The sequence below is a fragment of the Pseudomonas sp. NPDC087615 genome (genome assembly GCF_044743445.1).
GTDB classification, from domain to species: domain Bacteria; phylum Pseudomonadota; class Gammaproteobacteria; order Pseudomonadales; family Pseudomonadaceae; genus Aquipseudomonas; species Aquipseudomonas baetica_A.
On sequence record NZ_JBIUWM010000041.1, the window covers coordinates 26787 to 50645 of the forward strand.

Below are 23859 nucleotides of genomic sequence, written 5' to 3' on the forward strand. Positions count from 1 at the left end.
ACAAGCTGCGAGCCAACAGAGCAGGCATTAGCCGCTGTCGCTAACAGATATGCCCACGATCCGGAACACGGTGGAGATTCCATGTGGGAGGGGGCTTGCTCCCGAATGCAGTGGGTCATCCAACTTAGTTGGCGACTGATGCACCGCATTCGGGAGCAAGCCCCCTCCCACCGTTTTTGATTGCGTTGATCTTCAGAGGAGTTTGTGTTCCATCGCGTATTTGACCAGTTCGGCCAGCGAGGTGATGTTGAGCTTCTGCATCAACCGTGCCTTGTGGGTGCTGATGGTTTTGCTGCTCAGGGCCAGTTGCTGGGCGATGTCGTTGACGTTGGCGCCTTGCGCCAGCCGCTCGAACACCGAGAACTCGCGCTCCGACAACAAAGAATGCAATGGTCGCGCATCAGTCAGGCCGACCTCGAAGACCATCCGATCAGCCAGATCCGGATCGATGTAGCGCCCGCCCGCCGCGACTTTGCGAATGGCGGTCAGCAACAGCGCCGGATCGCTGTCCTTGGTCGCGTAGCCGGCCGCTCCGACCTTCAATGCCCGCGCCGCCATTTGTGCTTCGTCGTGCATCGACAACACCAGAATGGCCGGCGGATTGTTCAGCGCACGGATTCGCGGGATCGCCTCAAGGCCGTTGACCCCAGGCATGGAGATGTCCAGCAACACCACTTCGCACGGCACATGACGCAGGGTTTCAAGCAGTTGCTCACCATTGCTCGCCTCCCCCACCACTTGCAGGTCCTTGGCCAGGCCAATCAATTGCTTGATGCCTTCTCGGACAATGGTGTGGTCTTCGGCTACCAGTACACGGATCACGTTCTTCTCCAGATTCAGTCAAACCTCATCCACCGGCACCCATACATTCAGACTGGTGCCCTCCCCCGGCTCACTCTCAAGCACCAAGCGCCCGCCCATGATCAGCACCCGCTCACGCATGCCGACCAGACCAAACGACGTCATCCTGCCCGTAGCGGCGACAAAGCCTACGCCATCATCGCTGACCGTCAGACACAATTCGTCGCCTTCCAGCGCCAGCGTCAGCTCCACAGTATGCGCCTGAGCATGACGCATCACGTTGGTCAACGCTTCCTGCAGGATGCGGAACAAGCCAATCGCCTTGGCATCGCTCAGCGCCGGCAGATTATCCGGCACCTGCACCAGACACGGAATTTGCGTGCGCGCTTCGAATCGGCGGGCCTGCCATTCAATCGCCGAAGCGATCCCGGCATCCAGAATCGGCGGCCGTAGCGCCGTCGCCACATCGCGCACCAACTGGAACAATTGGGCGATCAGGCGTTTCATGCTGTTCAATCGCTCATTCAGCCCTGGGTCCAGTTGCGCGTAAGCCAGTTCGCACATCGATGTTTCGAGTTTGAGCACCGTCAGCATCTGCCCCAATTCATCGTGAACCTCACGAGCAATTCGCGCCTTCTCTTCTTCGCGGACACTTTCAAGGTGCGCCGACAGTTCACGCAGTTGCTCACGCGATGCCGCCAGTTCCAGTTCGATGCGTTTGCTCTCGGTGATGTCCCAGACGATGCCGTCCCAGACATAGGCGCCATCCTCCAACTGACGGGTGATCGCCTTGATCTCGGCCCAACGCTGCTCGCCCTGGCGCGTGAGGATTCGCCCCTGCCACGACCAATCGCTGTCGGTATCCAGCGCGTGATCCTGCGTGCGGTGATAACCGGCCTTGTCGTCCGGGTGCACCAGACTGCGCAGGCCCATGTCGCGATGTGCAATAGCCGCCGGCGCATAGCCAACCAGACTTTCGCTGCCCTCGCTGATATAGGCAAAGTCGATCTGCCCGGTCACTGGCGCCCGCTCCAGACGGAACACCAGCCCCGGTACATTGGCGGCGATACCCTGCAGCCTTGCCTCACTTTCCTGCAACGCCGCCAACGCGCGACGGCGATCCGTGACATCGGTGAGGTAAACCACCAGATATTCACTCTCGCGAAAACGCAGAAAGCTCAGCGATACGTCAGCCGGCAGGATGCTGCCATCGGCGCGCACGCAACTGGTTTCGAAGCTCAGCGGGCCTTCTTCACTGGTCCGCGCGCGCTTCCACAGGCTGAGCCAGCGATCCATATGCAGACCCGGTTCGAAGTCGATCAGCGGTCGTTCGATGAGTGCGCCAGACGGATAGCCGAGCATGTTTTCCGCCGCGCGGTTGGCATAGCGAACATGACTGTCCCAGTTGACCCAAAGGATGCCGACGGTACTTTGATCGATGGAAAACTGCGTCAGGCGCAACGCCTCTTCGCTGGCTGCGCGCAGGGCGATGTCTTCCCGTGCGGCGAGCAGACGTTGCTCAAGGCTCTGTTGTTGGCGCCGCTGCCAGAACACAATCGCCGCGCAACTGAGCAGCATCACCGCGAACAACAGACTGAGGTTCTGCCAGAACCCCGGCGACTCCGTCAGTCGCGGGTATTTGGGTTGCAGCCATTGATTGTGCAGGCGCTCCAGATCCTTGGCCGGGATTGCGTTCAAGGCACTCTGGACAATGCCCGCCAGTTCCGGCCAATCGCGACGTGAGGCGACTCGCAACAATTGCGGCAGGCCCACATCACCGACCACCACCAGTTCGGCGAACTCGGGCTCGGCCGACAACCGACCGAGTTGCGCTTCATCAACCACCGCGTAAGACGCCTGCTGACTCAGCAGCAATTGCAACGCCTGACGCTCCAGCGGCACGCCTTGCAGATTCAGATGGGGATAGTTGCTGCGCAGATAGTCGGCGGTGGCACTCGGCATGCGGATGGCGACGCGAGTCTGGCTGTCGATTTTTTCCAGATCCACTGCTGCGCTGGACTTTTGATCGCTGACCACCAGTTGCGGGACACGCATGTATGGATCGGAAAACTTCCACAGACGCAGGGCACTCGGCGTCTGGGTCAGGCCCGGGGCGATGTCGATCTCGCCCTCGCGCAAAGCGGTTTCCAATTGCGCCAGATCCTGAAAGTTGCGCCAGCTCAATTCGATATTGAGTGCGCGGGCCAACCACTTCATCAACTCGACGTTGGCCCCGGACAGGCGCTGCAGGCGTCGGTCGTATTGCGCAAAGGGCGCCTGCAACACCAGACCGACACGCAGTTCATGGTGTTGCGCCAACCATTGCTGCTGGCCCTCTGACAATTGCGCAACGTGTGCCGGTGGCGCAGGCGCCGCCCAGCCCATCAAGGGAAACCACAAACAGCCGATAACCCACAGGCAGCAAAATCGCTTCATTGAAGCCTCATACACTGACAAATTCTGACCAACCCATTAGGCTGCCGGGATACTTTCTGGCCTGGAATAACCGATGCCCTCTGTCTACCGCCTGGCAATGCCAGCATTGTGCCTGTCGCTGATCCTGCCTTGTGCGTTTTCCGTCGAAGCGGCCGATCCGGCGCCTGCCACCAATTCGGCCCAACCCGCAGAAGAAAACCCCGTCGAACGTCAGCCACTGCTTGAGCGTAGTCAGGAAGAGGCGGCGGCACTGGAACGTATAGTCCCGACGCAAGAACAGCAACAGTTGCAGGCTGGCAGCGATACCTTCCTTGCCCTGTGGAAACCGGCCAATACCGCCGAACCCAAAGGCGCGGTGATTATCATCCCCGGCGCGGGCGAAACGGCTGACTGGCCTCAGGCAATCGGCCCGTTACGGCAAAAATTGCCGGACGTCGAATGGAGCAGCCTGAGCATCACCCTGCCCGACCTGCAAAGCGATGTCATCGCACCGCGCGTGATCGAAGCCGCAGCGGCACCCAAAGCCGCCGAAAGTGGCAGCAAGGATGCCACCACTGCGCAACCGATCGAACAAGCGGCTGGCGGTGAAGCGGAGGTGGCAGACCAGGTGGTGGCCGAAACGACGGAAGAACAAGCCAAAGCGGATGCCGAACGCATCTTCGCGCGCATTGACGCGGCAATTGCCTACGCCGAACAGCAGAGCGCACGCCGTATCGTGGTGCTCGGTCACGGCACGGGTGCCTACTGGGCAGCGCGTTATTTGAGCGAGAAGCAAACGGCGCAAGTCGAGAGGTTTGTCATGGTCGACGCGCAGGTTCCGACCAAGGCCAAACCGCCACTGGCGGAACTCACGCCAATGCTGAAGTTGCCGACCGCTGATATTTTCTACATGGACAAACCGCTGGACCGCCATGCGGCGCTGGAGCGGATGCAGGCGAGCAAACGCTTGAAAACGTCGGTGTTCAGCCAAGTCGCACTCAAGGCATTGCCGGACAACAAGGCTGAGCAGGAACAGTTGTTCCGCCGGGTGCGTGGTTGGTTGAATCCGCAGAACCCGGACTGATCCAGCGCCGAGTTGCCCCATTCGCGAGCAAGCCCGCTCCCACACTTGATTGCATTCCAACTGAAGAAACGCGATCGAATGTGGGAGCGAGCCTGCGCGCGAAGACGCCGGTGCTGACAACACCTATCTAGCGCCTAACGAAATTCCCGCCGTTCCCGAATCAACGTGTAGGCGTTGTGCAAATCGCGGGTTTTCTCGGTCGCTTCACGCACCTGTGCCGGTGTCGCACCGCTGCCGGCAATCTTGTCCGGATGATGACGACTGAGCAAACGTCGATAAGCCCGTTTGATCTGCGCCGGCTCGCTGGACACCGAAACACCCAGCAGACGCATCGCTTCCTGATAACTCACCGCTGCACTGACGATCGGCCGCTTGCCGGGCTCGTAATCACTGGCCAGCGCCTGCACCTGATGCGTCGTCCAGCCCAGCCATTTACCCCACTGCGCCAGCAACTCCCGCTCACTGACGCCAGCTCGACCGTCGGCCCAGACCATCCGCCAACACGCACGCAACACGCCTTCGGCCGCGTGCGGCTGCGCACTCAAACGCCGCAGATAGCCACGCAGACGATCACCACCGGACTTGCCGCGATTGAACGCCGCAATCGCCCGACGCATTGCCGGGTCGCTCATTTCCAGCGCTCGCATCTCGTTGCGCGCCTGCTGGATATGCCCGTCAGTGACCCGGCCATCACTCTTGGCCAGACGCCCGAGCAACACAAACAACAATTCGTCGTTGCGCAACACCGACCGACCACCGAGCTTTTCCCGCAGATGCCCCCAGCTCTGCAAGTGCAGGCGCCGATCCAGCGCCTGCCCCAACAACGCCCCAAGCATGGCCCCCGGAATGCTGGCGATAGCAAAACCCGCTCCGGCTCCAATCAGAGTCCCTGGCCACAACATATCAGCGACTCGCTTCTATCAAGGCTTTAGCTTCGGCCAGACGCTCGTGCGTGCCGACATCAACCCAATGGCCCTTGAGTCGCTCGCCAGTGACCTGGCCTTCAGACATGGCTTCGCGCAACAACGGCGCCAGTTTGAAGGCGCCGTGCGCACAACCATCGAACAATTGAGGATGGAGCACGGCGATGCCGCTGTAAGTCAGCGTCGCGGCGTCCGCCTGGCCATCAATCACTTGTCCGTCAACCAGTGAGAAATCACCGGCCGGGTGATGCGCCGGATTGTCCGCCAGCACCAGATGCGCCAAACCGGTGATCGGTTGGTGCAGCACGCTGAAGTCGTAATCGGTCCAGATGTCACCGTTGACCACCAGAAACGCGTCGTCACCAAGCAACGGTAGCGCCCGGAAAATACCGCCGCCGGTTTCCAGCGGCTCACCTTCCGGCGAGTACTGAATGCTCACACCAAACTGCGAGCCATCGCCCAGGTAATCCTCGATCTGCTGACCGAGCCAGGCGTGATTGATCACGATCTCGTTGAATCCGGCTGCCGCGAGGGCGCGCAGGTGATATTCGATCAACGGGACGCCGCCGGCACGCACCAGCGGTTTGGGCGTGGTCAGGGTCAGCGGGCGCATGCGCTCACCTTTGCCTGCCGCCAGAATCATTGCCTTCATGCCGTCGCTCCACCACGCAGGCTGGTGAACAGCGCTTGCAGTTCCGCCAGCTCAGGACGACGAGCGATCACCGCCTCTATATAAGAGAAGAAGCGCGGTACATCGGCCAGATAACGCGGTTTGCCGTCGCGATGGCAGATGCGCGCGAAGATGCCGATGACTTTCAGGTGACGCTGCACACCCATCAGGTCGCTGGCGCGCAGGAAGTCATCAAGATTTGGCTGCACCGGGATGTTCAGCGCCGAGGCTTGCTGCCAGTAACGTTCCAGCCATCCGCGTACGCGCTCTTCAGGCCAACTGAGGAAGGCGTCCTTGAACAGACAGGTCACGTCGTAGGTCACGGGGCCATACACCGCGTCCTGGAAATCCAGCACACCGGGATTTGGCTCGCTGAGCATCAGATTGCGCGGCATGTAGTCGCGGTGCACCAGCACTTTTGGCTGGGCCAGGGCGCTATTGATCAACAGATCGCTGACCCGTTGCCACTGTTGTTGCTGAGTCGCATCGAACTCGACACCGAGTTCACGCTTCACGTACCACTCAGGGAACAGTTCCAGCTCGCGGCGCAGTAAAGCAACGTCATAACTGGGCAACGGCGCAACCATCGGCAACTGCTGAAAAGCCAGTAATGCTTGCAGGGCATCGTTGAACAATGCGTCGGCATTTTCAGTGTCGATCACGTCCAGATAGGTCTTGTTGCCCAGGTCATTGAGCAAAAGAAATCCGCGTTTGAGGTCTTCTGCATAAATTTTCGGCACATTTATTCCGGATTTCGCCAGCAAAAAGGCGATATCCACGAACGGTTTGCAGTTTTCCTGGGGCGGTGGCGCGTCCATGACGACGAAGCTGCGACCCGCGCCCTCCCAACGGAAGTAACGGCGAAAACTCGCGTCGCTACTGGCCGCGGTCAACGTGGCCGGGGGCACGGCGCCCCAACCCTGATCTGTAAAAAGGTTTGCCAACTGCTCATCGAGCCAAAGTTTCAGGTGTTGCAAGCGTACATCTTGGTCAGGCATTGCAAGGGTCTCCGACGGCGCTAGCCGTCAAGCGGGTCATGCTTTATTATCCAGCATCTTTTTCAGACCATCGAGAGGCGTGCGGCCCACACCGCTGGCAGATGGCACGCAGGAAGACCGGACTAATAAGATGGCATTGAAATCCCCCGCGTTTCGTAAAAAATTTCCGTTGTTGGTAACCGGCAGTCTGCTGGCTATGCAACCTCTGGCCAGTCAATTCGTTGTCGCCGCCGAGCAGTATGACTGCTCTGTATCGGCTACGGGTGCCTGGGACTGTTCGCCCAAGACGCCGGCCGCTGCATTGCCGCCGCGTCCGGTGCATGACGGCAGTGCCGTCAGCTCCACCGGCGAAGCCCCGGCACAGAACGGTTCGACCACCGACACTGGCGCCAAGCCCGTGCTGGTCACCGAAGCCAAGGGCCGCGGTTTGAAATCCCGTAGCGAAGACTTCAGTCACCTCGACTGGGTTCCGCGCGAGAAGCTCACCGCCGCCCAATTGGCCGAGACCGGTCCATATTGCTCTGGTGCTTATATCGAGCCGATTCGTCCTGGCATGAATGACAAGACGAATAAGAGCGATGCTCCGACCTTTATCGGCGCAAAAGCCTCTCGCTATAACACCGATGATCAAGTCGGTACGCTGGCCGGTGATGTGGTCCTGCGTCAGGGCAGCATGCAGGTCGAGTCCGACGAGGCCAGCCTGTATCAGGCCGAGAGCCGCGCCGAGCTCAGTGGCGACGTGCGTATCCGTGACAACGGCGCGCTGATCGTCGGCGACCACGCCGATGTGCAGCTCGACACTGGCGAAGCCAAGGTCGACAACGCCGAATACGTGATGCACAAATCGCGCATTCGCGGTAACGCGCTGTACGCCAAGCGTGCCGAAAACGCGATCATCCGCTTGAAGGACGGCACGTACACCACGTGCGAACCGAACAGCAACGCCTGGCAGCTCAAGGGCAACAACATCACCCTGAACCCGGCCACCGGCTTCGGTACCGCGACCAACGTGACGTTGCGCGTAAAAGACATTCCGATCCTGTACACGCCGTACATCTACTTCCCGATCGATGACCGTCGCCAGTCGGGCTTCCTGCCGCCGACCATCGGCACCGGCAGCGACACTGGCTTCATGCTGGTAACGCCGTACTACTTCAACCTGGCGCCTAACTACGACGCCACGCTGTATCCGCGCTACATGAGCAAGCGTGGCATGTTGGTGGAAGGTGAGTTCCGTTATCTGACCAAGTCCAGCGAAGGCCAGTTCGGCGCTGCGTACCTGAACGATGACGACACCGAACGCAGCAAGCAGACCGATTACGAAAAAACCCGATACATGTACAACTGGCAGCACAAGGGCGGTCTCGACTCCCGCGTGCTCACTGAAGTTGACTACACCAAGATCAGCGATCCCTATTACTTCCAGGATCTGCAAACCGATCAGATTGGTGTGAAATCCGGCGACTACGTGAATCAGCAGGGCGCGGTTACCTATCGTGGTGACAGCTATACCGCGCGGTTGAACGCTCAGGCGTATCAGTTGGCAACCGTTTCGAACATCACGCCGTATGATCGTTTGCCGCAGATCACCTTCAATGGTCAGCTGCCGTATCACCCGCAAGGTTTGAATTTCGATTACGAGACCGAGCTTGTTCGGTTTGATCGTGATCTGAAAAGCGGGACGTTCACTCAGGAAGACGGGGTTACGACAGAGCCTCGACTGGACAACAACATTCAAGGTCTGGCCCGTGCAAACGGCGACCGTCTGAATCTGAAGCCCGGTGTAAGTCTGCCAATGAACTGGACCTATGGCTTCTTAAAGCCATCGCTCAAGTATCAGTACACCCAGTATCAATTGGATCTGGACGGTACTGGTAAATCCCAGATTGCTGCAATGTCGCCGGAAAATCAGAACCTCTACGGTAAATTCGGTAGCAACCAGAACCGCGGCGTGCCAATCACCAGCATCGACAGCGGCCTGTACTTCGACCGCAACACGTCGTTCTTTGGCAAGAACTACCGCCAGACCCTGGAACCGCGCCTGTTCTACCTCTACGTTCCTGAGGAAGATCAGAAGGACATCCCGGTGTTCGACACCAGCGAATACACCTTCAACTACGCGTCGCTATTCCGTGACAACCGTTTCTCCGGCTCCGACCGTGTCGGCGACGAGAACAAGCTGTCGCTGGGCGTAACCAGCCGCTGGATCGAAGACAATGGTTTCGAGCGTCAACGCATCAGCGTCGGCCAGGCCCTGTACTTCAAGGATCGCGAAGTCCAATTGCCGGGCATCGATGCAAAAACCCGTGATGACGCGAAATCCAACGTTTCGCCATATGCACTGGAATACGAATACCGCTGGAACCGTGATTGGCGCACCACGGCCGATTACAACTGGGATCCGGACAGCCGCAGCCCACGTTCCGGCAGTGCGATGTTCCACTACCAGCCTGAAGACAACCCGAACAAGGTCATCAACGCCGGCTATCGCTATCGCAATGACCAGGTTCGCTACGACCAGAACACCGGTAAATGGTCGGTGGGTGGTGGTGACTACGGCACTCCAGGCCAGCCTGGCTACGTGAAGGACTACTACAAAATCAAGCAGCACGACTTCTCGGTGATCTGGCCGATCGTGCCGCAGTGGAACGCCATCAGCCGCTGGCAGTATGACTACAACCGTAACCGTACCCTGGAAGCCTTCGGTGGTTTCGAGTACGACAACTGCTGCTGGAAACTGCGCCTGATCAACCGTTACTGGGTTGCCTATGACGAGTTCAGTCAGGAAGCACCGCAAAACGAAAAAGGCGACCATGGCGTCTTCCTCCAAATTGTTCTGAAGGGACTCGGTGGCCTCACTGGCGCCAAGGTAGAGAGCTTCCTCGACAAAGGCATTCAAGGTTATCGTGAACGTGAAGACCAAGCTTTCTGATTGTCTGCGCCCGCTTGTGCTGGGCGCGCTGTTCCTGGGTACTGCGGCGAATGCTGCAGTACAGCCCATCGATAAAGTGGTAGCGATCGTCGACAGCGACGTGGTCATGCAGAGCCAACTGGATCAGCGTGTCCACGAAGTTCAGCAGACCATCGCCAAGCGTGGGGGCGGTTTGCCGCCCCCAGGCGTACTGGATCAACAGGTGCTTGAGCGCCTGATCGTTGAGAACCTGCAATTGCAGATCGGCGAACGCTCCGGCATCCGCATTACCGATGAAGAACTGAACCAGGCTGTTGGCACCATTGCCCAGCGCAACAACATGACGGTGGATCAATTCCGTGCCGCTCTGGCTCACGACGGCCTGTCTTACGACGACGCCCGTGACCAGATCCGTCGCGAAATGATCATCAGCCGTGTACGTCAGCGCCGTGTAGCAGAACGCATTCAGGTGTCGGAACAGGAAGTGAAGAACTTCCTCGCTTCCGACCTGGGCAAGATGCAATTGTCCGAAGAACTGCACCTGGCCAACATCCTGATTCCGACCCCGGAAAGCGCCAACTCTGAAGCGATTCAGAATGCCGCGCGTCAGGCCATGGAGATTTACCAGCAGCTCAAGCAAGGCGCCGACTTCGGTCAATTGGCCGTCGCCAAATCCGCCAGCGACAACGCCCTGGAGGGCGGCGACATGGGCTGGCGTAAAGCCGCGCAGTTGCCACCTCCGTTTGATCGCGAGTTGAGCAGCATGGCCGTGGGCGACGTGACTCAGCCTGCACGCACGCCAGGTGGTTTCATCATCCTGAAGTTGCTGGCCAAGCGTGGTGGCGAGACTCAAACCCGTGATGAAGTGCATGTGCGCCACATCCTGGTCAAGCCAAGCCCGATCCGCGACGAAGCCAAGACCAAGGCCTTGGTTCAATCGCTGTACGAGCGGATTCTGGCCGGTGAAGATTTCGCCACCCTGGCGAAAAGCTACTCCGAAGACCCGGGTTCGGCCCTCAACGGCGGCGACCTGAACTGGATCGACCCGAACGTACTGGTTCCGGAATTCCGCGAAGTAATGGCCAAGACCCCTCAAGGTCAGCTGTCCAAGCCATTCAAGACCCAATACGGCTGGCACGTTCTGGAAGTCCTTGGCCGTCGCGCCACTGACAGCACTGAACAAGCCCGCGAGCAGCAAGCCATGACGGTATTGCGTAATCGCAAATACGACGAAGAGCTGCAAACCTGGCTGCGTCAGATCCGTGACGAAGCGTACGTAGAGATCAAACTTCCTGGTGCAGACCAGGCAGCGCAGTGAAACCCAAGCGTTTCGCGCTGACACCCGGCGAACCAGCCGGCATCGGTCCCGACCTGTGCCTGCTGCTCGCCTCGCAAGCCCAGCCACACCCCCTGATTGCCATCACCAGCCGTGACCTGCTCCTTGAGCGGGCCGCGCAACTGGGGCTGGCCGTCAATCTGCTGGATGTTGCGCCCGGTCAATGGCCGGATGCGCCCGCACCTGAAAATAGCCTTTACGTCTGGGATACGCCGCTCAGCGCCCCCGTGGTGACCGGGCAACTGGACAAGGCCAACGCAGCCTTCGTCCTCGAAACCCTGACCCGCGCCGGCAAGGGCTGCCTGAACGGTGATTTCGCCGGGATGATCACCGCGCCAGTGCACAAAGGCGTGATCAACGAATCGGGCATCGCGTTTTCCGGGCACACCGAATTCCTCGCTGACCTGACCCATACCGCACAAGTCGTGATGATGCTCGCCACTCGCGGTTTGCGTGTGGCACTGGTCACGACGCACCTGCCCCTGCGCGAGGTTGCCGACGCGATCACGCCGCAACGGCTGGAGCGGGTCACGCGGATTTTGCATGCCGACCTGCAAGACAAATTCGGCATCGCCCAACCACGCATCCTGGTATGCGGGCTCAACCCGCATGCCGGTGAAGGCGGACACCTGGGCCATGAAGAAATCGACATTATCGAACCCACATTAGAGCGCCTGCGCGGCGAGGGCATGGACCTTCGTGGCCCGCTGCCTGCCGACACTCTGTTTACCCCCAAATATCTGGAGCACTGCGACGCAGTGCTGGCGATGTACCACGACCAGGGCTTGCCCGTGCTGAAGTACAAAGGCTTCGGCGCCGCCGTCAACGTGACCCTCGGCCTGCCGATCATCCGCACGTCGGTCGACCACGGCACCGCCCTGGATCTGGCCGGCAGCGGCAAGATCGATACCGGCAGCCTGCAAGTCGCCCTGGAAACCGCCTACCAGATGGCCGAGACCCGTTTATGACCGAGCAATTCCAACACAAGGCGCGCAAACGCTTTGGCCAGAACTTCCTGCACGATGCCGGCGTTATCGACCGCATCCTGCGCTCCATCAGCGCCAAGTCCGAAGACCGCCTGCTGGAAATCGGCCCGGGCCAGGGCGCGCTGACCGCCGGCCTGCTCAACTCCGGCGCACAACTTGACGTCGTGGAGCTGGACAAGGACCTGATCCCGATCCTCAACCAGCAGTTCGCCGGCAAGAGCAACTTCAACCTGCATCAAGGCGATGCGCTGAAGTTCGACTTCAATACGCTCAACGCCGCGCCGAACAGCCTGCGCGTAGTCGGCAACCTGCCTTACAACATCTCTACGCCACTGATTTTCCACCTGCTGAGCAACGCCGGCATCATTCGCGATATGCACTTCATGCTGCAAAAGGAAGTTGTCGAGCGCCTGGCAGCGGGTCCTGGTGGCGGTGATTGGGGTCGCCTGTCGATCATGGTTCAGTACCACTGCCGCGTGGAACACCTGTTCAACGTCGGCCCGGGAGCGTTCAACCCACCGCCGAAAGTCGACTCGGCTATCGTCCGTCTGGTCCCGCACGCGGTACTGCCGCACCCGGCCAAGGATCATCGCCTGCTGGAGCGCGTTGTGCGCGAAGCCTTCAACCAGCGCCGCAAGACCCTGCGCAACACGCTCAAGCAATTGATGACGTCTGCCGAGATCGAAGCCGCCGGTGTCGATGGCAGCCTGCGCCCCGAGCAACTGGATCTGGCCGCCTTCGTGCGCCTGGCCGACAAGCTCAGCGAGCAAGTCCCAGAGACGCCCGCCGCCGACTGACAAGTGATGAACGCTATCGGGCAGGACGCCACTCTGGTTTACTGCCCGATACTTGCATAGACTGATTCCCCATCAGCTACGCCCCGCGTTCCGCTTCGTTTAAGGCCTTTTGCATGTCCGATTCCCGTTACCAGGTCGATGTCAGCGTGGTTACCCACTATCTGGCAGACCAATCGCAACCCGAGCACGACCGCTTTGCCTTCGCCTACACCATCACCGTACAGAACAACGGCGACAAGCCTGCGCGACTGATGTCGCGACACTGGGTCATCACCGACGGAGACGGACACGTCGAAGAAGTGCGCGGAGCAGGTGTCGTGGGTCAGCAACCACTGATCGATGCAGGCGAAAGCCACACTTACAGCAGCGGCACGGTAATGACCACCAAGGTTGGCACCATGCAAGGCACCTACGAAATGGTCGCCGACGACGGCAAGCATTTCGACGCGATCATCAAACCCTTTCGTCTCGCCGTTCCCGGAGCGCTGCACTGATGGCGACGTATGCCGTCGGCGACCTGCAGGGCTGCCTCGAACCGCTCAAGTGCCTGCTCAAGCAGGTCGCGTTCGATCCGGCGATCGATCGGCTGTGGCTGGCAGGTGACCTGGTCAACCGCGGCCCACAGTCGCTGCAAACCCTGCGATTTCTATATGGCATGCGCGAGTCACTGGTCTGTGTGCTCGGCAATCATGACCTGCACCTGCTGGCCGCCGCGAAAAACATCGAACGCCTGAAGAAATCCGATACCCTGCGCGAGATTCTCGACGCACCCGACGCTGCCGACTTGCTTGAGTGGCTGCGCCAGCAAAAGCTCATGCACTACGACGAACAACGTGACGTCGCCATGGTGCACGCCGGCATACCGCCGCAGTGGTCGCTGCGCAAAGCCTTGAAGCTGGCCGCCGAAGCCGAAGCGGCGCTGCGTGACGATAATCTGCTGCCGCTTTATCTCGACGGCATGTACGGCAACGAGCCGGCAAAATGGGACAGCGACCTGCAAGGCGTGCCTCGCCTGCGCGTGATCACCAACTATTTCACCCGCATGCGTTTCTGCACCGCCGAAGGCAAACTTGACCTCAAGAGCAAGGAAGGCCTCGATACCGCACCGCCGGGCTATAAACCGTGGTTCCTGCACAAGGAGCGCAAGACCCGCGGCTTGCGGATCATCTTCGGTCACTGGGCCGCCCTCGAAGGCCAGGTCAGCGAACCGGGCATCGCAGCGCTCGACACCGGTTGCGTGTGGGGTGGCAGCCTGACCCTGATGAACGTCGACAGCGGTGAACGCCTGTCATGCAAATGCGACGAACACGGCGGCGTCCTGCCGTCAGTCGCACCACTTACCCCCGACACCTCGCCAGTCAGCACACCACGCTAGACTGCGTATTCAGCCGAGCTACAGGAACCCGCCATGAGCGAATTCAAACGAATCCCCCCAGAACAGGCCCAGGCCCTGCGCGAGAAAGGCGCCGTCGTGATCGATGTCCGCGACCCGCAAACCTACGCCGCGCTGCACATTGCCGGCTCCCAACATGTGGACAACCATTCCATCGCTGATTTCATCCGCAGCGCCGACCTCGACGCACCGCTGGTGGTGGTCTGTTATCACGGCAATTCCAGCCAGAGCGCAGCAGCGTACCTGATCAGCCAGGGCTTCTCCGACGTCTACAGCATGGACGGCGGATTCGAGCTATGGCGTACGACTTATCCTGCAGAAACCGCTCAAAGCACCGCGCAGTAATTTTTTTGTCAGGCGCGAGCCCCGGCTGCCGCGGGCCCGCGCGGGGCAGACGAACGGTCTGCCACACATAATTACGTATCTCGCCTTTACCTCCCGAATTCCCAACTATCCTTAAGCCCAGGCCATCCAAAACAGGGGAGAGCCGGTACACCGGCGCACGGGTCATCGGGAGTGACTTTCAAGGTTGTCGACCGCGAAAGTGTTCTGGGGGGTAAACAAGCAGCCACGACGGCCGCTTGCCAGCATCGACTGAGTGATCCGGCGTCGGCTCCACGTATCGAGCGAGGTGACGTCATGAGTATCTTTAGCCACTTCCAACAACGCTTCGAGTCCACACGCCAGGAAGAACTCTCGCTGCAGGAGTACCTGGAGCTGTGCAAAACGGATCGCAGCACCTATGTTTCCGCCGCCGAGCGCCTGTTAATGGCTATTGGCGAACCGGAACTGCTCGACACCTCGACCAATTCGAGGCTGTCACGCATCTTCTCCAACAAGGTAATCCGTCGCTATCCGGCCTTTGAAGACTTCCACGGGATGGAAGAATGCATCGACCAGATCGTCTCGTATTTCCGCCATGCCGCCCAAGGCCTGGAAGAGAAGAAACAGATCCTCTATCTGCTCGGCCCAGTCGGTGGCGGTAAATCGTCCCTGGCCGAGAAGCTGAAACAGTTGATGGAAAAAGTACCCTTCTATGCGATCAAGGGCTCGCCGGTATTCGAGTCTCCGCTGGGCCTGTTCAACGCCACCGAAGATGGCGCGATCCTCGAAGAGGACTTCGGCATCCCTCGTCGCTACCTGAACACCATCATGTCGCCATGGGCGACCAAACGCCTGGCCGAATTCGGCGGCGACATCAGCCAGTTCCGCGTGGTCAAGCTGTACCCGTCGATCCTGAACCAGATCGCCGTGGCCAAAACCGAACCGGGTGACGAGAACAACCAGGACATTTCCGCGCTGGTCGGCAAGGTCGACATCCGTAAACTCGAGGAATACCCACAGAACGACGCCGACGCCTACAGCTATTCCGGTGCGCTGTGCCGGGCCAACCAGGGCCTGATGGAATTCGTCGAAATGTTCAAGGCACCAATCAAGGTGCTCCACCCGTTGCTGACCGCCACACAGGAAGGCAACTACAACAGTACCGAAGGTCTGGGCGCGATTCCGTTCACCGGGATTCTGCTCGCCCACTCCAACGAGTCGGAATGGCATACCTTCCGCAACAACAAGAACAACGAGGCGTTCATCGACCGGATCTACATCGTCAAGGTGCCGTACTGCCTGCGAGTCAGCGATGAAGTAAAAATCTACGACAAGCTGCTGTTCAACAGCTCGCTGGCCAAGGCCCACTGCGCGCCCGACACCCTGAAGATGCTGGCGCAGTTCACCGTGCTGTCACGCCTCAAGGAGCCGGAAAACTCCAACATCTATTCGAAGATGCGCGTTTACGACGGCGAAAACCTCAAGGACACCGACCCAAAAGCCAAATCGATTCAGGAGTACCGCGACTCGGCCGGCGTCGATGAGGGGATGAACGGCCTGTCGACCCGCTTCGCGTTCAAGATCCTGTCGAAAGTCTTCAACTTCGATCCGCATGAAATCGCCGCCAACCCGGTGCACCTGCTCTATGTGCTGGAACAGCAGATCGAACAGGAGCAGTTCCAGGCCGAGACGCGCGAGCGCTATCTGCGCTACCTGAAGGAATACCTGGCACCGCGCTACATCGAATTCATCGGCAAGGAGATTCAGACCGCGTACCTGGAATCCTACAGCGAGTATGGCCAGAACATTTTCGACCGCTACGTGCTGTACGCAGACTTCTGGATTCAGGATCAGGAATACCGCGATCCGGAGACCGGCGAGATTCTCAACCGCGTGGCCCTGAACGAAGAACTGGAGAAAATCGAAAAACCGGCCGGCATCAGCAATCCGAAGGATTTCCGCAACGAGATCGTCAACTTCGTACTGCGCGCACGGGCCAACAACAACGGCAAGAACCCGACCTGGCTTAGCTACGAAAAACTGCGGGTGGTCATCGAGAAGAAAATGTTCTCGAACACCGAAGACCTGCTGCCGGTCATCAGCTTCAACGCCAAGGCCAGCAAGGAGGATCAACAAAAGCACAACGACTTCGTTACACGAATGGTCGAACGTGGCTACACCGACAAACAGGTACGGCTACTTTCCGAATGGTACCTACGGGTCCGGAAGTCGCAGTGAAGCAGTTGCAAGCTTCTAGCTGCAAGCTGCAAGAGAAAAGCGGGTGAGCCCCGATATCGGGAACTGACGGCGCATCGCTTGCAGCTTGAGGCTTACGACTTCAAGCTCCCCGGAGGGGCCTATGAGCTATGTAATCGACCGACGTCTCAATGGCAAGAACAAGAGCACGGTGAACCGTCAGCGCTTTCTGCGACGTTACCGTGACCACATCAAGAAGGCTGTCGAAGAGGCGGTCAGCCGGCGCTCCATTACCGATATGGAGCACGGCGAGCAGATCAGCATTCCCGGTCGCGACATCGATGAACCGGTACTTCACCATGGTCGCGGCGGCAAGCAGACGGTTGTTCATCCCGGCAACAAGGAATTCACCGCCGGCGAACACATCGCTCGCCCACCGGGAGGCGGCGGCGGACGTGGACCGGGCAAGGCCGGCAACTCTGGCGAGGGCATGGACGAGTTCGTCTTCCAGATCACTCAGGAAGAATTCCTCGAATTCATGTTCGAAGACCTCGAACTGCCCAACCTGGTCAAACGTAATCTGACCGGTACTGACACGTTCAAGACCGTTCGCGCGGGGATCAGTAACGAAGGTAATCCCTCACGCATCAACATCATCCGCACCCTGCGCTCAGCTCATGCGCGGCGCATCGCCCTGTCCGGCAGCAGCCGCGCAAAACTGCGTGAAGCCAAAGAAGAACTGGCGCGCCTCAAGCGCGAAGAGCCAGACAACTTCGGCGATATTCAGGAAATCGAGACAGAAATCGAGAAACTCAGCGCGCGCATCCATCGCGTGCCGTTTCTCGACACCTTTGACCTTAAATACAACTTGCTGGTCAAGCAGCCGAATCCGAGCTCCAAAGCGGTGATGTTCTGCCTGATGGACGTTTCCGGCTCCATGACCCAGGCGACCAAGGATATCGCCAAGCGCTTTTTCATCCTGCTGTATCTGTTTTTGAAACGAAACTACGACAAGATCGACGTAGTGTTCATCCGCCACCACACCAGCGCCCGTGAAGTCGACGAAGAGGAGTTTTTCTACTCCCGGGAAACCGGCGGCACCATCGTCTCCAGCGCCTTGAAAATGATGCAGGAGATCATGGCCGAGCGCTATCCGAGCAACGAGTGGAACATCTACGCAGCTCAGGCTTCCGACGGCGATAACTGGAACGACGACTCGCCGATCTGCCGCGACATCCTGATTAACCAGATCATGCCGTTTGTGCAGTACTACACTTATGTGGAAATCACCCCGCGCGAACATCAGGCCTTGTGGTACGAATACGAACGTATCGCCGAAGCCTTCTCTGACACATTTGCCCAACAGCAACTGGTCTCGGCCGGGGATATCTATCCGGTCTTCCGTGAACTCTTCCAGCGCAGGTTAGTGACATGACCGCCAAAGAGCAGAAGCGCCAACCCATTTCCACTGGCTCCGAATGGACATTCGAGCTGATCCAGACCTACGACCGCGAAATCGCCCGTATCGCGGCCGGCTATGCGCTGGATACCTACCCCAACCAGATCGAAGTGATCACCGCCGAGCAAATGATGGATGCGTACGCCTCGGTCGGCATGCCGCTGGGTTACCACCACTGGTCCTACGGCAAACACTTTCTCAGCACCGAAAAATCATACAGCCGCGGGCAGATGGGGCTGGCCTACGAGATCGTCATCAATTCCGATCCGTGCATCGCCTATCTGATGGAGGAAAACACCATTTGCATGCAGGCGCTGGTGGTGGCCCACGCCTGCTATGGCCACAACAGCTTCTTCAAGGGCAACTACCTGTTCCGCACCTGGACCGACGCCAGTTCAATCATCGATTATCTGGTGTTTGCCAAGCAGTACATCATGCAATGTGAAGAACGCCACGGCATTGATGCGGTGGAGGACCTGCTCGACTCCTGCCACGCCCTGATGAACTACGGCGTCGACCGCTACAAGCGCCCTTATCCGATTTCCGCCGAAGAAGAACGCCGGCGGCAGAAGGATCGCGAAGAACATCTGCAGAAGCAGATCAACGATCTGTGGCGCACCATTCCAAAAGGCGCGGACAAGTACAGCGACAAGGATAACGCCCGCTTCCCGGCCGAGCCGCAGGAAAACATCCTCTACTTCATCGAGAAACACGCGCCGTTGCTGGAGCCGTGGCAGCGAGAGATCGTGCGGATCGTGCGCAAGATCGCCCAGTATTTCTATCCGCAACGCCAGACTCAGGTAATGAACGAGGGCTGGGCGACGTTCTGGCACTACACATTGATGAACGACCTGTACGACGAGGGCCTGGTCACCGATGGCTTCATGATGGAATTTCTCACATCGCATACCAGCGTGGTATTCCAGCCAGGCTTCGACAGCCCCTACTACAACGGCATCAACCCCTACGCACTCGGCTTTGCCATGTACCGTGACATTCGCCGCATGTGCGAAGAACCCACGGAAGAAGACCGCCACTGGTTCCCTGAGATCGCCGGGACTGATTGGTTGTCGTCCATCAAGTTCGCCATGAGCAGCTTCAAGGACGAAAGCTTCATCCTTCAGTACCTGTCACCGAAGGTGATCCGCGATCTCAAGCTGTTCAGCATCCTCGATGACGATCAAAAGGACGATCTATTGGTGCCGGCGATTCATGACGAAACCGGTTACCGGATCATTCGAGAAACCCTGGCTGCGCAGTACAACCTCGGCAATCGTGAACCGAACGTGCAGATATACAGCATCGATCGTCGCGGCGACCGCTCGCTGACCCTGCGCCACCAGCAACACGATCGCAAACCGCTGGGCGACTCCACTGACGAGGTGCTCAAGCACTTGCATCGCTTGTGGGGCTTCGACATTCATCTGGAAACCCTGCAAGGCGACCAGATCATGAAAACCCATCACGTACCGCCACGCAGTGAACACAGCGAAGGGGATTACGGTCGACTCGACCTGGCCGTCATTCATCTTTGATCCGCTAGCGGCCTCCGAAAGTCCGACGCAAGGGTTATCCTGTCGGGCTAACGGAGGTTTTTTATGCAGATTTTCAAGGTTGGCGGTGCAGTACGTGATCGCTTGCTGGGCAAACCGGTCACCGATGTCGATTGGGTGGTCGTTGGCGCTACTACGGAAGAAATGCTCGCCAAGGGTTATCGCCCGGTTGGCGCAGATTTCCCGGTGTTTCTTCACCCAAAAAGCGGCGAGGAATACGCCCTGGCCCGCACTGAGCGCAAAAGCGGTCGTGGCTACGGCGGTTTTACTTTTCACGCCAGCCCCGAAGTCACACTTGAAGAAGACCTGATCCGCCGTGACCTGACCATCAACGCCATGGCCGAGGACGATCAGCAAAATCTGACCGATCCTTACCATGGCCAGCGCGATCTGGAGGCTCGAGTTCTGCGCCACGTTTCTCCGGCGTTCGCCGAAGATCCACTCCGTGTACTGCGCGTTGCACGCTTCGCTGCCCGATACGCCGAACTGGGTTTCAGCGTTGCGCCCGAGACCCTGGAGCTGATGAGTCAGCTCAGCGATTCCGGCGAACTGGAGGCGCTGACGGCTGAACGCAGCTGGAAAGAAATCTCCCGGGCACTGATGGAAAATCAGCCACAGGTGTTCATTGAGGTGCTGCGCGAATGCGGCGCTTTGAAGGTGCTGATGCCGGAAGTCAACGCGCTGTTTGGCGTACCGCAACCGGAAATTCATCACCCGGAAATCGATAGCGGCATTCACACGTTGAGCGTGCTGGAGCAATCAGCGCTGCACAAGCAACCACTGACCGTGCGCTGGGCCTGCCTGCTGCACGACCTCGGCAAAGGCCTGACCCCTGAAGAAGAATGGCCGCGGCACATTGCCCACGAGCACAAAGGGCTGAAGTTGATCAAAGCCGTCAACGCGCGGTTCAAGGCGCCGAAAGATTGCCAGGAACTGGCCCTGCTGGTTGGCCAGTATCACACCCATGGCCACCGCGCCCTGGAGTTGAAAGCATCGACATTGCTGGAGTTACTGCAGAGTTTTGACGTGTATCGCCGACCGCAGCGTTTTGAGGAGTTCATTGCCGCCTGCGAGATGGATGCGCGAGGCCGTAAAGGGCTGGAGCAGCGCAGTTATCCACAGGCCGATTACCTGCGTGGCGCCGCAACGGTGGCGCGAGGTGTGGCGGTGCAACCGTTGCTCGAGAAGGGATTCAAGGGCCCGGAACTGGGCGAGGCGCTCAAGCGCGAGCGGCTCAAGGCTTTGAAGGCTTACAAGCAAGCTTCGGCCTGCTGAAAAGCTTCGCGAGCAAGCCAGCGCTCACAGGGAACATGCGCTCCAATGCGGGCGCTGACTTGCTCGCGAAGGTGTCAGTCAGGTCAACACAGAACTGAAGGGGTCAATTGCTCACCCCGCCACTCAAACCTCACGGGCGCCAACACCTGATCAATCTGTGCCTCAGCCCACAACGTCGCGAAGCTTTTTCCCACACCCGGATGCACGCGATCCGGGGCAATCAACGACAACGGCCACAACACGAAGGCATTTTTCAAGATTTCGGTTCGGGGCAGCACCAGCCCGTCGAAATTGCCCGCCAGATCGCCGTACAGCAGTACGTCGATATCCAGCGGCAAACCCCTGCGATCCGGGGCATAACGGCCGTTATCGGCCTCAATGAATTTCAACCGGCGATCCAGCTCCATCAACGGCAAATCGGTAAACGCCGAGACCACGAAATTGAAGAACGGCCCGCTCTTGATTCCCACCGGCTGGCTCTCGAACACCGCCGAACAGCGGATATCCACCAGAAACGTGGCCAGCGCATCAAGACCGGCGCGCAAATGGGTTTCGCGCTCGATATTGCTACCGAGCCCGAGATAGACCTGAGTCAGCGACATCCGCGCTCGATCTCCACGCCCACTCCGCCTTTGGCGGCCGGTACAGCGCCAGGCTTGGTCAGCTTCAGACGCACCCAAGTGATCTTGAATTCAGTCATAAGCACTTCGACCAGACGCTCGGCAAAGGTCTCGACCAATTGGAACTGCGCCTGCTCGGCAAACGCCTGAATGCGCGTGGAAACGCTGGCGTAGTCGAGCGCCAGGGTCAGGTCGTCACCGGCGGCGGCCGGGCGATTGTCCCAGGCGAAGCTCAGATCAAGACGCAGGCACTGTCGGATGCCGCGCTCCCAGTCGTAGGCACCGATGACGGTGTCAACTTCCAGGCCTCGATAAATACTCTGTCCAAGCACTTTTCTCCGCTGCACGACAAGGGCGCAATGCGCCGTTAGAATCAGGGCGTCCTCGCCCGGAATAGTTAGCATGTTTTGGTTACTGGCGACTCTCGCCTACCTGCTCGGCTCGCTGTCCTTCGCCATTTTGCTCAGCCGCCTGACCGGAAACCCGGATCCGCGAATGAGTGGCTCGGGTAATGCCGGCGCCACCAACATGCTGCGCCTGGCCGGTCGCAAACTGGCGATCCTGACCCTGCTGGGTGATCTGTGCAAAGGCCTGCTGCCGGTGCTGATCGCGTCGGTAGCAGGCCTATCGCTGCAAGACCAGGCCTGGATCGGCGTGTGTGCCGTGATCGGTCACCTGTTCCCGCTGTATTTCCGTTTTCGCGGCGGCAAAGGTGTCGCCACCGCTGCCGGCATGCTGCTGGGCCTGTATCCGCCCGCGGCCCTGCTGGCGGTGTGCGCCTGGCTGCTGACGTTCTACCTGACCCGTACCAGCTCGCTGGCAGCCCTGATTGCGACACCGCTGACCCTGCCGTTACTTGCCTGGCAAGAACCGGAGGCGCTGTTGCCGATGAGCGCATTGACACTGCTCATCGTCTGGCGCCACCGCGGCAATCTACGCGACCTGTTTGCCGGGCGCGAACGGCATTTCTAAATACCGTTCATGAGCGACGCTCATTACAACGCCGACAACTGCTCCATCGGCCAGCGCGCCTGCACGCTGATAGCCAGGCTTTCCTGCTGACCAGCCTGTAAACGCTGGCAACCGGCAAACGCGATCATCGCGCCATTGTCGGTGCAGAACTCGGGACGGGCGTAAAACACATCGCCCCTCATATCGCCGAGCATTTTCTCCAGCGAAACTCGCAATGCCTTGTTGGCGCTGACGCCACCGGCGATGACCAGACGCTTCATGCCGGCCTGTTTCAGGGCACGCTTGCACTTGATGGTCAAAGTCTCCACCACGGCCTGCTGGAACGCCAGCGCGATGTCGCAACGGGCTTGTTCGTTGTCGTCCCCGACGCTGACGCATTGCTGCCAGGTATTGAGGGCGAAGGTTTTCAGACCACTGAAGCTGAAATCAAGCCCTGGGCGATCGCACATCGGACGCGGAAAGGTAAAACGTCCTGCAACGCCCTTCTCCGCCAGCTTGGCGATTTCCGGCCCGCCCGGGTAATTGAGACCCATCATTTTCGCGGTTTTGTCGAAAGCTTCGCCGGCGGCGTCATCAAGGGTCTCGCCGAGCAGGCTGTATTGGCCAATGCCATCGACCTGAACCAGCTGCGTATGACCACCGGAGACCAACAAAGCGACGAACGGGAATTGCGGCGGTTTCGGCTCCAGCATCGGCGCCAGCAAATGGCCTTCCATGTGGTGCACACCCAGCGCCGGAATGCCCCAGGCAAAGGCCAGCGCTTGTGCGCAAGAAGCGCCGACCAGTAGCGCACCCACCAGGCCAGGACCCGCGGTATAAGCGATCGCATCGATCTCGGTGGGCACGCAGTCAGCCTCGGCCAACACCTGACGAATCAAGGGCAGCATGCGTTTGACGTGATCACGCGAGGCCAGCTCAGGTACCACACCGCCATAGGCACGATGCAAGTCGATCTGACTGAACAATGCGTCGGCCAGCAAGCCGCGTTCACTGTCATATAATGCGACGCCGGTTTCGTCGCAGGAGGTTTCTAATCCCAGTACTAGCATGGGTTTGCGCCTTGTTTAGGCTGAATTCGAAGGCGCGCATAATAGTCGCCGCGTGATGCCCCGACCAGCGGTTTTCGATCAGAGGCTTTGCATTCCA

General features: G+C 59.2%; 20 protein-coding genes and 1 pseudogene. 13 read left to right on the top strand and 8 right to left on the bottom strand.

Annotated features, from left to right (window positions below):
- Positions 1–192: 192 nt before the first annotated feature.
- Together ACIOU6_RS19600 and ACIOU6_RS19605 are read right to left on the bottom strand one after the other, a co-directional pair.
- Complete coding sequence (locus tag ACIOU6_RS19600) at positions 193–822, bottom strand: response regulator transcription factor (protein WP_008085218.1); 630 nt, start codon at positions 820–822, stop codon at positions 193–195.
- A gap of 18 nt (positions 823–840) precedes the next feature.
- On the bottom strand, positions 841–3237 hold the full coding sequence (locus ACIOU6_RS19605; protein WP_401138664.1) for a PAS domain S-box protein: 2397 nt from the start codon (positions 3235–3237) through the stop codon (positions 841–843).
- Positions 3238–3310: 73 nt separating this feature from the next.
- On the opposite strand from ACIOU6_RS19605, the gene ACIOU6_RS19610 reads away from it, so the two are divergent.
- Entirely contained in the window at positions 3311–4300 is a 990-nt protein-coding gene (locus ACIOU6_RS19610; RefSeq protein ID WP_401138665.1) for an alpha/beta hydrolase family protein, read from the top strand.
- A gap of 134 nt (positions 4301–4434) precedes the next feature.
- Here the strand turns inward: ACIOU6_RS19610 and ACIOU6_RS19615 are convergent, their stop codons facing one another.
- The 3 genes from ACIOU6_RS19615 to ACIOU6_RS19625 are packed head-to-tail and all read right to left on the bottom strand — an operon-like array spanning position 4435 to position 6891.
- On the bottom strand, positions 4435–5202 hold the full coding sequence (locus ACIOU6_RS19615; protein WP_401138666.1) for a TerB family tellurite resistance protein: 768 nt from the start codon (positions 5200–5202) through the stop codon (positions 4435–4437).
- Position 5203: 1 nt separating this feature from the next.
- Positions 5204–5875 (bottom strand): N-acetylmuramate alpha-1-phosphate uridylyltransferase MurU, encoded by a 672-nt coding sequence (murU, locus tag ACIOU6_RS19620; protein WP_401138667.1) that lies wholly within the window; start codon positions 5873–5875, stop codon positions 5204–5206.
- The gene (locus ACIOU6_RS19625) at positions 5872–6891 is read right to left on the bottom strand and encodes an aminoglycoside phosphotransferase family protein (RefSeq protein ID WP_401138668.1); all 1020 of its coding nucleotides are present in this window, start codon (positions 6889–6891) and stop codon (positions 5872–5874) included. The genes murU and ACIOU6_RS19625 overlap by 4 nt, the downstream gene beginning before the upstream one ends.
- 130 nt (positions 6892–7021) lie before the next feature.
- Here ACIOU6_RS19625 and ACIOU6_RS19630 point away from each other — a divergent pair, with 130 nt between their 5' ends.
- The 11 genes from ACIOU6_RS19630 to ACIOU6_RS19680 all read left to right on the top strand — a co-directional run bounded on the left by ACIOU6_RS19630 (position 7022) and on the right by ACIOU6_RS19680 (position 21121).
- Positions 7022–9823 carry an LPS-assembly protein LptD gene (locus ACIOU6_RS19630; RefSeq protein ID WP_401138669.1) on the top strand — a complete coding sequence of 934 codons (2802 nt, stop codon included), beginning with the start codon at positions 7022–7024 and terminating at the stop codon, positions 9821–9823.
- Positions 9804–11120: a peptidylprolyl isomerase SurA gene (gene surA, locus ACIOU6_RS19635; protein ID WP_401138670.1), complete on the top strand. Its 1317-nt coding sequence runs from the start codon at positions 9804–9806 to the stop codon at positions 11118–11120. The genes ACIOU6_RS19630 and surA overlap by 20 nt, the downstream gene beginning before the upstream one ends.
- A complete protein-coding gene (pdxA, locus tag ACIOU6_RS19640) occupies positions 11117–12106 on the top strand; it encodes a 4-hydroxythreonine-4-phosphate dehydrogenase PdxA (RefSeq protein ID WP_221731099.1) in 990 nt (329 codons plus the stop codon). The genes surA and pdxA overlap by 4 nt, the downstream gene beginning before the upstream one ends.
- A complete protein-coding gene (rsmA, locus tag ACIOU6_RS19645) occupies positions 12103–12921 on the top strand; it encodes a 16S rRNA (adenine(1518)-N(6)/adenine(1519)-N(6))-dimethyltransferase RsmA (RefSeq protein WP_401138671.1) in 819 nt (272 codons plus the stop codon). The genes pdxA and rsmA overlap by 4 nt, the downstream gene beginning before the upstream one ends.
- A gap of 113 nt (positions 12922–13034) precedes the next feature.
- Complete coding sequence (gene apaG / locus ACIOU6_RS19650) at positions 13035–13415, top strand: Co2+/Mg2+ efflux protein ApaG (protein WP_221731101.1); 381 nt, start codon at positions 13035–13037, stop codon at positions 13413–13415.
- Positions 13415–14296: a symmetrical bis(5'-nucleosyl)-tetraphosphatase gene (locus tag ACIOU6_RS19655; RefSeq protein WP_401138672.1), complete on the top strand. Its 882-nt coding sequence runs from the start codon at positions 13415–13417 to the stop codon at positions 14294–14296. The genes apaG and ACIOU6_RS19655 overlap by 1 nt, the downstream gene beginning before the upstream one ends.
- 33 nt (positions 14297–14329) lie before the next feature.
- Positions 14330–14659, top strand: coding sequence for a thiosulfate sulfurtransferase GlpE (gene glpE / locus ACIOU6_RS19660; protein ID WP_221731103.1), 330 nt, complete (start codon positions 14330–14332; stop codon positions 14657–14659).
- A 294-nt stretch (positions 14660–14953) separates the two neighbouring features.
- Positions 14954–16876 carry a PrkA family serine protein kinase gene (locus tag ACIOU6_RS19665; RefSeq protein WP_221731104.1) on the top strand — a complete coding sequence of 641 codons (1923 nt, stop codon included), beginning with the start codon at positions 14954–14956 and terminating at the stop codon, positions 16874–16876.
- Between the two features lie 121 nt (positions 16877–16997).
- Positions 16998–18269, top strand: coding sequence for a YeaH/YhbH family protein (locus tag ACIOU6_RS19670; protein WP_221731105.1), 1272 nt, complete (start codon positions 16998–17000; stop codon positions 18267–18269).
- A complete protein-coding gene (locus ACIOU6_RS19675; protein WP_221731106.1) occupies positions 18266–19828 on the top strand; it encodes a SpoVR family protein in 1563 nt (520 codons plus the stop codon). The genes ACIOU6_RS19670 and ACIOU6_RS19675 overlap by 4 nt, the downstream gene beginning before the upstream one ends.
- A gap of 63 nt (positions 19829–19891) precedes the next feature.
- Positions 19892–21121: a multifunctional CCA addition/repair protein gene (locus ACIOU6_RS19680; RefSeq protein ID WP_401138673.1), complete on the top strand. Its 1230-nt coding sequence runs from the start codon at positions 19892–19894 to the stop codon at positions 21119–21121.
- Positions 21122–21204: 83 nt separating this feature from the next.
- On the opposite strand, the gene folK is transcribed toward ACIOU6_RS19680, so the two are convergent.
- The gene (gene folK, locus ACIOU6_RS19685) at positions 21205–21723 is read right to left on the bottom strand and encodes a 2-amino-4-hydroxy-6-hydroxymethyldihydropteridine diphosphokinase (RefSeq protein WP_401138674.1); all 519 of its coding nucleotides are present in this window, start codon (positions 21721–21723) and stop codon (positions 21205–21207) included.
- Positions 21714–22069 (bottom strand): annotated as a pseudogene (gene folB, locus ACIOU6_RS19690) (dihydroneopterin aldolase). Before folB ends, folK begins: the two are co-directional and overlap by 10 nt.
- Positions 22070–22143: 74 nt before the next feature.
- Between folB and plsY the strand changes: the two are divergent.
- Positions 22144–22713 carry a glycerol-3-phosphate 1-O-acyltransferase PlsY gene (gene plsY, locus ACIOU6_RS19695; protein ID WP_221731109.1) on the top strand — a complete coding sequence of 190 codons (570 nt, stop codon included), beginning with the start codon at positions 22144–22146 and terminating at the stop codon, positions 22711–22713.
- A 23-nt stretch (positions 22714–22736) separates the two neighbouring features.
- Here plsY and tsaD read toward each other — a convergent pair whose 3' ends face one another.
- The gene (gene tsaD / locus ACIOU6_RS19700) at positions 22737–23762 is read right to left on the bottom strand and encodes a tRNA (adenosine(37)-N6)-threonylcarbamoyltransferase complex transferase subunit TsaD (RefSeq protein WP_401138675.1); all 1026 of its coding nucleotides are present in this window, start codon (positions 23760–23762) and stop codon (positions 22737–22739) included.
- Positions 23763–23859 lie beyond the last annotated feature (97 nt).

Excerpts from the sequence above, each read along its gene's own strand:
- ACIOU6_RS19655 (WP_401138672.1), top strand. The coding sequence starts at position 13,415 with ATGGCGACGTATGCCGTCGGCGACCTGCAGGGCTGCCTCGAACCGCTC.
- ACIOU6_RS19630 (WP_401138669.1), top strand. The coding sequence starts at position 7,022 with ATGGCATTGAAATCCCCCGCGTTTCGTAAAAAATTTCCGTTGTTGGTA.
- ACIOU6_RS19680 (WP_401138673.1), top strand. The coding sequence starts at position 19,892 with ATGCAGATTTTCAAGGTTGGCGGTGCAGTACGTGATCGCTTGCTGGGC.
- ACIOU6_RS19610 (WP_401138665.1), top strand. The coding sequence starts at position 3,311 with ATGCCCTCTGTCTACCGCCTGGCAATGCCAGCATTGTGCCTGTCGCTG.
- tsaD (WP_401138675.1), bottom strand. The coding sequence starts at position 23,762 with ATGCTAGTACTGGGATTAGAAACCTCCTGCGACGAAACCGGCGTCGCA.
- ACIOU6_RS19615 (WP_401138666.1), bottom strand. The coding sequence starts at position 5,202 with ATGTTGTGGCCAGGGACTCTGATTGGAGCCGGAGCGGGTTTTGCTATC.
- rsmA (WP_401138671.1), top strand. The coding sequence starts at position 12,103 with ATGACCGAGCAATTCCAACACAAGGCGCGCAAACGCTTTGGCCAGAAC.
- ACIOU6_RS19625 (WP_401138668.1), bottom strand. The coding sequence starts at position 6,891 with ATGCCTGACCAAGATGTACGCTTGCAACACCTGAAACTTTGGCTCGAT.
- ACIOU6_RS19665 (WP_221731104.1), top strand. The coding sequence starts at position 14,954 with ATGAGTATCTTTAGCCACTTCCAACAACGCTTCGAGTCCACACGCCAG.
- apaG (WP_221731101.1), top strand. The coding sequence starts at position 13,035 with ATGTCCGATTCCCGTTACCAGGTCGATGTCAGCGTGGTTACCCACTAT.
- murU (WP_401138667.1), bottom strand. The coding sequence starts at position 5,875 with ATGAAGGCAATGATTCTGGCGGCAGGCAAAGGTGAGCGCATGCGCCCG.
- folK (WP_401138674.1), bottom strand. The coding sequence starts at position 21,723 with ATGTCGCTGACTCAGGTCTATCTCGGGCTCGGTAGCAATATCGAGCGC.
- glpE (WP_221731103.1), top strand. The coding sequence starts at position 14,330 with ATGAGCGAATTCAAACGAATCCCCCCAGAACAGGCCCAGGCCCTGCGC.
- ACIOU6_RS19670 (WP_221731105.1), top strand. The coding sequence starts at position 16,998 with ATGAGCTATGTAATCGACCGACGTCTCAATGGCAAGAACAAGAGCACG.
- plsY (WP_221731109.1), top strand. The coding sequence starts at position 22,144 with ATGTTTTGGTTACTGGCGACTCTCGCCTACCTGCTCGGCTCGCTGTCC.
- ACIOU6_RS19605 (WP_401138664.1), bottom strand. The coding sequence starts at position 3,237 with ATGAAGCGATTTTGCTGCCTGTGGGTTATCGGCTGTTTGTGGTTTCCC.
- ACIOU6_RS19675 (WP_221731106.1), top strand. The coding sequence starts at position 18,266 with ATGACCGCCAAAGAGCAGAAGCGCCAACCCATTTCCACTGGCTCCGAA.